The sequence below is a fragment of the Streptomyces sp. NPDC003943 genome, assembly GCF_053605265.1.
In genome coordinates this window covers 1-6,671 of sequence record NZ_JBSGIW010000063.1, presented here as the reverse complement: position 1 = coordinate 6,671, position 6,671 = coordinate 1, and the positions used below count along the sequence as shown (strand labels likewise).

6 protein-coding genes are annotated in these 6,671 nt (G+C 73.5%); 3 read left to right on the top strand and 3 right to left on the bottom strand.

Annotation, left to right across the window (positions count from 1 at the left end):
- Positions 1-254: 254 nt before the first annotated feature.
- Positions 255-1,427 (bottom strand): hypothetical protein, encoded by a 1,173-nt coding sequence (locus tag ACWEV0_RS24150; protein ID WP_453151510.1) that lies wholly within the window; start codon positions 1,425-1,427, stop codon positions 255-257.
- A 157-nt stretch (positions 1,428-1,584) separates the two neighbouring features.
- On the opposite strand from ACWEV0_RS24150, the gene ACWEV0_RS24145 reads away from it, so the two are divergent.
- Positions 1,585-2,850: a cytochrome P450 gene (locus ACWEV0_RS24145; protein ID WP_453151509.1), complete on the top strand. Its 1,266-nt coding sequence runs from the start codon at positions 1,585-1,587 to the stop codon at positions 2,848-2,850.
- On the opposite strand, the gene ACWEV0_RS24140 is transcribed toward ACWEV0_RS24145, so the two are convergent.
- On the bottom strand, positions 2,813-3,559 hold the full coding sequence (locus ACWEV0_RS24140) for a hypothetical protein (protein ID WP_453151508.1): 747 nt from the start codon (positions 3,557-3,559) through the stop codon (positions 2,813-2,815). The two genes, ACWEV0_RS24145 and ACWEV0_RS24140, sit on opposite strands and share 38 nt — an antisense overlap.
- A gap of 133 nt (positions 3,560-3,692) precedes the next feature.
- Between ACWEV0_RS24140 and ggt the strand changes: the two genes are divergently transcribed.
- Complete coding sequence (gene ggt / locus ACWEV0_RS24135) at positions 3,693-5,498, top strand: gamma-glutamyltransferase (protein ID WP_453151507.1); 1,806 nt, start codon at positions 3,693-3,695, stop codon at positions 5,496-5,498.
- A gap of 39 nt (positions 5,499-5,537) precedes the next feature.
- On the opposite strand, the gene map is transcribed toward ggt, so the two are convergent.
- Entirely contained in the window at positions 5,538-6,305 is a 768-nt protein-coding gene (map, locus tag ACWEV0_RS24130) for a type I methionyl aminopeptidase (RefSeq protein WP_453151506.1), read from the bottom strand.
- Between the two features lie 60 nt (positions 6,306-6,365).
- On the opposite strand from map, the gene ACWEV0_RS24125 reads away from it, so the two are divergent.
- Positions 6,366-6,671: helix-turn-helix domain-containing protein (locus ACWEV0_RS24125; RefSeq protein ID WP_453151505.1), on the top strand; the 306-nt coding region annotated here is incomplete at its 3' end.

The window sequence follows — 6,671 nt, the reverse complement described above, 5'->3', positions numbered from 1 at the left end:
TTGGCCGTGGTGTCGGGTGCCCCCCCCCCCGGTGTTGTCTACCACCGGGCGGGGGGGGAGGTAATGTTCGGCCGGCGCGGCCGGCGCCCCCCGGTGGCTCCCCCCGGCGACGAGCGAGGCCGATACGGCGAAGGTCAGGGCGGTACGCACGGGTCACTCCTCACTGGGTGCCACTGTGGGGACAGTGAATGGGGGGCAGTGAAAGTGACCTGACGGTAACCGCGATGCATTACCGGAGGTAACTCATCGGTAAGTTACGCATGGGTAACGATTGCCTCGCGGTAATCGGCGAGCGCCTCCTCGTAGCGATTCGCGGCCACCAGGAACATGGCCCGGTCCGTCAGCGCCTGCCGGAGGGCACCGGGTGGCGCCTTGGGGTGCCGGGCCAGGGCGACGCCCTCGTCGAAGAGCGGCCGCAGGGATTCCTCGATCTGCCAGGAGCGGTTCACCCGGAACAGCGTCGAACGGTGGGTCAGCCTGCCGTGCACGGCGAACAGCTCGGGCAGACGGTCCGCCGTGCGCAGCCGTGCCGCCTCCTCCTCCAGCGCCGGGATGCCGTCGAAGTAGGGCTCTCTCGTGTCGGGCGACCACTCGTGCAGATGGGTGCCGAACGGAGGCGTCGGCGCGGCCGGCGACGCGGCCGGTTCCCGGTCGCGTCCCGACAGGAGGAAGAGGGTGACCCACCAGGAGAGGTGGTTGCCCCAGCTCTTGGACTCGGCCTCCTCCGCGAGCCGGGCGAGCAGCCCGAGCACCTCGCGCCGCACCTCGGCACCCTCGTCCGGGCGCCCGGCGGCGTCGAGGAGACGGGCGTGGTGGACCAGCTCCCACACCAGGCCGGCCAGCGGCGTGCCGTCCTCCGCGGCCAGGCGCCGGCGCTTCGCCACCACCACGGCGAAGGCCTCCACGGCCTCCGCGTGCAGCCCGGCGGCCGACAGCCCCGCCGCCCACTGGTACACCGTCCAGTCCGACGGCTCCTTCGCCTCGGCCACGAAGGCCCCGAGGAGTGCCGCCGCCTCCCGGTGCCGCCCCTCCTCGGCCAGTACGGTGGCAAGGCGTCCGACGTGTCCCGCCTCGGCCAGCTCCTCGCACACCGCGCGCCCCTCGGCCCGCCGCCCCAGGCCGAACAACGAGCGCTCGTACGCGGACAGGGCGTCGCGCAGCGCCTCTGTCCGCTTCGGCAGGTCCGTGTCCATCGCCCGCGCCGCCTCCGCCGCCTCGGCGTGCAGCGCGAGCCGTGGCTCGGGGGCCTTGTCGTACCCGTACGAGATCAGCGCGCGCACCAGCTTCGGCAGATACGGCCGCGGGCTCGCCTGCGCGATCACGCGGTACGCCCCGACCTCTTCCCGCAGGCTCAACCGGCCCGACCCGAGCAACAACACCCGCGCTCGCAGCAGCGCGTCCTGGTCGATCTTCCCCGTCTCCGTCATGCTCCCCCTTCTCACCGCGCTCCCGTGGCGCGTCATGACGGAGATTCTGGGAGTCGGCGGGCAGCCCGGACAAGGTTCGCGAACTGTGCGTTCCGTCCTACGAAAACGGCCCCTGACCTGTCATGATGGTGACGTCTTCACTCCGACGGGAGGCCCGGTGGGCAGCAGCGGCGCATCCGAAGTCCCCCAGGTCCCCGACGTCTTCGACCCCCGGATCTACGCCGCCGGGATCCCGCACGAGCGCTTCCGCGCCCTGCGCGACCGTCACCCCGTCGCCCGGCAGGACGAGCACGAGGTCCTCGGCTGGCCCGCCGGGCCCGGCTTCTGGGCCGTGACACGGCACGCCGACGTCGTACGGGTGCTCAAGGACACGGCCGGCTTCTCGTCGCACCTCGGGGCGACCCAGATCCGCGACCCCGACCCGGCCGATCTGCCGTTCATCCGGCGCATGATGCTGAACCAGGACCCCCCGCACCACGGGCGGCTGCGCCGGCTCGTCAGCCGCGCCTTCACCCCCGGCCGGATCGAGCGCTTCACCGAGACGGCCCGCCGGCGCGCCCGCCAACTGCTCACCGAGGCAAGGGAGTCGGCAGCGGGCGGGGAGGTGGACCTGGTGCGGGCCGTCACCGACGACTACGCGCTGCTCAACCTCACCGACATCCTCGGCGTGCCCGCGGCCGACCGCGGACTGCTGCACGCCTGGACCGAGCGGGTGATCGCCTACCAGGACCCCGACGAGCCACCCGTGCTCGACGCCGACGGCCGGCCTGTCAACCCCCGGTCCCCGGCGATGCTCGCCGAGATGTTCGGCTATGCGCAGGACCTCGCCGCGCACAAGCGCGCGCACCCGGCCGACGACATCATGACCGTGCTCGCGAACTCCGAACTCCAGGACGCCGAGCTGGAGATGTTCTTCTTCCTGCTGACCGTCGCGGGCAACGACACCGTTCGCAGCGCCGCCCCCGGCGGACTGCTCGCGCTCGCCGAACACCCCGACGAACTCGGGCGGTTGTGGGACGGCAAGGTGGACAGCGACACGGCCGTCGGCGAACTCCTGCGCTTCCACCCGCCCGTTTTGCACATCCGCCGCACCGCCGCCCGGGACACCGAGCTGGCCGGGGTGCCGGTCGCCGCGGGCGACAAGGTGGTCGTCTTCCACGCCTCCGCGAACTTCGACGAGCGTGCCTTCGCCGACCCGCACCGGCTCGACCTCGCCCGCACGCCGAACCCGCACGTCTCCTTCGGCGACGGCCCGCACGTGTGCCTCGGCGCCCACTTCGCCCGGCTCCAGCTCAGGCTGCTCCACGAGGAGACGCGCGAGGCCTGCGCGGACCTGGAGACCGCCGGGCCGCCCCGGCGCTTGGTCTCCAACTTCATCAACGGGATCAAGTCGCTGCCGGTGCGGGTGGAGTGGCGGAGCTGAGCGGCCGAGCCGTCGCCTGCCGGGTCACGTCGGCGACGAGCTCGACGACATCGGGGCCGTACGCCTGCGAGTTGACCACCTTGAGGAGCAGGACGAAGGTGCCGCCCCGGTAGCGGCGGGCGAGACGTTCGTGGTGGCGGGCCAGATAGCGGGTCGCCGCCTGGTTGGTGATCGCCCGCTGGCCGCAGAAGAGGAAGACCGGGCGCCCGCCCTCGCCCGCGGTGACCCGCGCGAGCAGCACGTACTCGGTGACGCCCCGCTCCATCGGATAGCGGTCCTCGCCGATCCGTATCTCGCCGCGCCGCTCCACCGGATCCGTCGCCGTGTTCATCGCCAGCCCCGGCAGCAGGACGCCGAGGTGGGAGGCCATCCGGCGATTCGAGCCGGGCCCGCCCACGCAGAACTCGGTGCGGTCGCCGAAGCCCACCTGCGCGAGGTCGTGCTGGACGATCTGCGCGTGCGCCCCGCACTCCTTGACGAGCGCGGCGAGTTCGAGCAGCGCCGACACGTCGAAGCGGTGCACCGCGCCCTCGCTGCCCGCCTCCCGGTTCACCACGAGCAGGCACTCGGAGTGGCTGGGCAGCCCGAAGAACGCCTGCTTCCTGCGGAGTCGGCGGCGCCACAGATACGTCCGGGTCAGCCAGCCGATCGAGCCGCTGACGCCGGTGGCCAGGACCCCGAGCACGACATTGCGCAGGTCTTCGTTCATGGGCGCGCATGGTAGCGGGGTGCGGCCGGTTGTTCGAGACGCGGTCCTGAGGCGAGGCGGTCCGGACGCGGTCCTGACGTGACGCCGGGGCAGAAGTTACGCTGCGCGGACGCTCGTTGACTGGAGGTAGGGAATGCGCGTTTCCGCCGTACGTTACGGGTCGATCCTGGCCGTCGCCGCGACGGTCCTCTCGGTGGGAGCCGCCGCCCCGCCGCCCGCCGGTGCCGCGCCCGCCAAGGTGCCCGTCGCATCCGGCTGGGGCGGCGCCGTCGCCAGCGTCGACTCGGACGCCTCCGCCGCCGGCATCGAGGTGCTCCGCAAGGGCGGCAACGCGGTCGACGCCGCCGTCGCCGTGGCCGCCGCGCTCGGCGTCACCGAGCCCTACTCGGCCGGCATCGGCGGAGGCGGCTACTTCGTCTACTACGACGCCAAGTCCCGCACCGTGCAGACCATCGACGGCCGAGAGACCGCCCCCCGCTCCGCTGACGCGAACCTCTTCGTCGAGCATGGCGTGCCCATCCCGTTCGACGAGGGCCAGACCAGCGGCCGGAGCGTCGGCACCCCCGGCACGCCCGCCACCTGGCAGACCGCCCTCGACGCCTGGGGCAGCAAGCCGCTGCGCCGGCTCCTGGAGCCCGCCGAGCGACTGGCCCGCGACGGCTTCACCGTCGACGCCACCTTCCGCGCCCAGACCGCCGGCAACGAGGCCCGCTTCCGCGACTTCCCGGCGACGTCCGAACTCTTCCTGCCCGGCGGGCAGTTGCCCGTCGTCGGCTCGGTCTTCAAGAACCCCGACCTGGCCCGCACCTACGAGACCCTGGGCCGGGAAGGCGTCGGCGCCCTCTACAAGGGCCCGCTCGCCGACGACATCGTGAACACCGTCCAGCACCCGCCGGTCCGCTCCGGCGCCACCCGGGTCGTCCGCTCCGGCGACCTGACCGAGGCCGACCTCGCCGGCTACGAGACGATCCGGCGCCGGCCCACGAAGGTCTCGTACCGCGGGCTCGACGTGTACTCGATGGCGCCGTCGTCCTCCGGCGGCACCACCGTCGGCGAGGCCCTCAACATCCTGGAGGGCACCGACCTCGCGCACGCCTCCCAGGCCCGCTATCTGCACCGCTTCATCGAGGCGAGCCGGATCGCCTTCGCCGACCGGGGCCGCTGGGTCGGCGATCCGGCCTTCGAGGACGTGCCCACCCGCGGCCTGCTCTCGCAGCGGTACGCCGACTCCCGGGCCTGCCTGATCCGCGACGACGCCGCCCTCACCAGCCCCCTCGCGCCCGGCGACCCGCGCGACCCGGCGGCGGGCTGCACGACCCGCGGGGCCGCCGCCCCGACCACGTACGAGGGCGAGAACACCACGCATCTGACCGTGGCCGACAAGTGGGGCAACGTCGTCGCCTACACCCTCACCATCGAGTCCACCGGCGGCAGCGGCATCACCGTCCCCGGCCGCGGCTTCCTGCTCAACAACGAGCTGACCGACTTCTCCTTCGCCCCCGCCAACCCGGCCGTGCACGACCCCAACCTGCCGGGCCCCGGCAAGCGTCCGCGCTCCTCGATCTCGCCGACGATCGTGCTCGACAGGGCGGGCCGGCCGGTGCTCGCGCTCGGCTCGCCGGGCGGCGCCACCATCATCACCACCGTCCTGCAGACCCTCACCGGCGTCGTCGACCGCGGTCTGCCGCTCGTCGACGCCATCGCCGCACCTCGCGCCAGCCAGCGCAACCAGGCCACCACCGAGCTCGAACCGGCGCTGTGGAACAGCCCGTTGAAGGCCCAGCTGGAAGCCATCGGGCACGGCTTCCGGCAGAACCCGGAGATCGGCGCGGCCACCGGCGTGCAGCGGCTGCCGGACGGACGCTGGCTGGCCGCGGCGGAGCCGGTGCGCCGCGGCGGTGGCTCGGCGATGGTGGTCCGCCCGGACTCGGGCGACTAGGGCCTGTCCGACCCTGACCCGCCGGACAGGCCCCGGCGGCTACAGGGCGGTCAGGATCCGCGGGCCGTCGTCCGTGATCGCCACGGTGTGCTCGGTGTGGGCGGCGCGCGAGCCGTCGAGGGTACGGATCGTCCAGCCGTCCCGCGCCGTGTAGTGGTGATCGCGGCCGCCGCCGATCAGCATCGGCTCGATCGCGATCACCATCCCGTGCCGCAGCGGCATGCCCCGGCCCGGGCGTCCCTCGTTGGGCACGCCCGGGTCCTCGTGCATGGTGCGGCCCACGCCGTGCCCGCCGAACCCGTCCGGGATGCCGTACCCGGCCTTGCGGCAGACCCGGCCGATCGCGTGCGCGACGTCCCCGATCCGGTTGCCGACCCGTGCCGCCGCGATGCCGGCCTCCAGCGCCTCCTGCGCCGTGTCGATCAGCCGGGTGTCCTCGGGGCGGGCCCGGCCGACCGTGAAGCTCACGGCGGCGTCCCCGACCCAGCCGTCGAGCACCGCGCCGCAGTCCGCGCTCAGCAGATCGCCGTCGGCGAGCCGGGTGCCGTCCGGGACGCCGTGCACGATCGCGTCGTTCAGCGACAGGCACACCACCGCGGGGAAGGGCACCGGCGCCCAGTCGGGGCGGTACCCCAGGAACGGCGACCCGGCCCCCGCCGCCGCGAGCACCTCCCGTGCCACGCCGTCGAGTTCGGCGAGCGTCACCCCGGGCGCCGCCTTCTCCCGTACGGCCTCCAGGGCGCGGGCCACGACCCGGCCCGCCTCGCGCATCGCCAGCAGGTTCTCGTCCGTCTTGATCTCCACCATGCCAATTACTATACCGGTATAAGAATGGGGTTCCGTGCTGTGGGTCCGTAGAATGGGCCCATGGTGCGCACCCCCCTGACCCCCGAAGAGCGCGAGCGCGGCGAACGCCTCGGCCTCCTGTTGCGCGAGGCCCGCGGCCCCCGCTCCATGGTCGAGATCGCCGCCGCGGCCGGCCTCTCCGCCGAAACCCTTCGCAAGATCGAGACGGGCCGCGCCCCGACCCCGGCCTTCTTCACCGTGGCGGCGCTGGCGGGCGTCCTCGGGCTCTCGCTCGACCAGCTGGTGGAGCACTGCGCCCCTGTGGAGGCCGCGCCCCCCCGGGGCCGGCGGCGGCCCCCACCGCGCGTGCTCGGCCGCGGCGGGAGC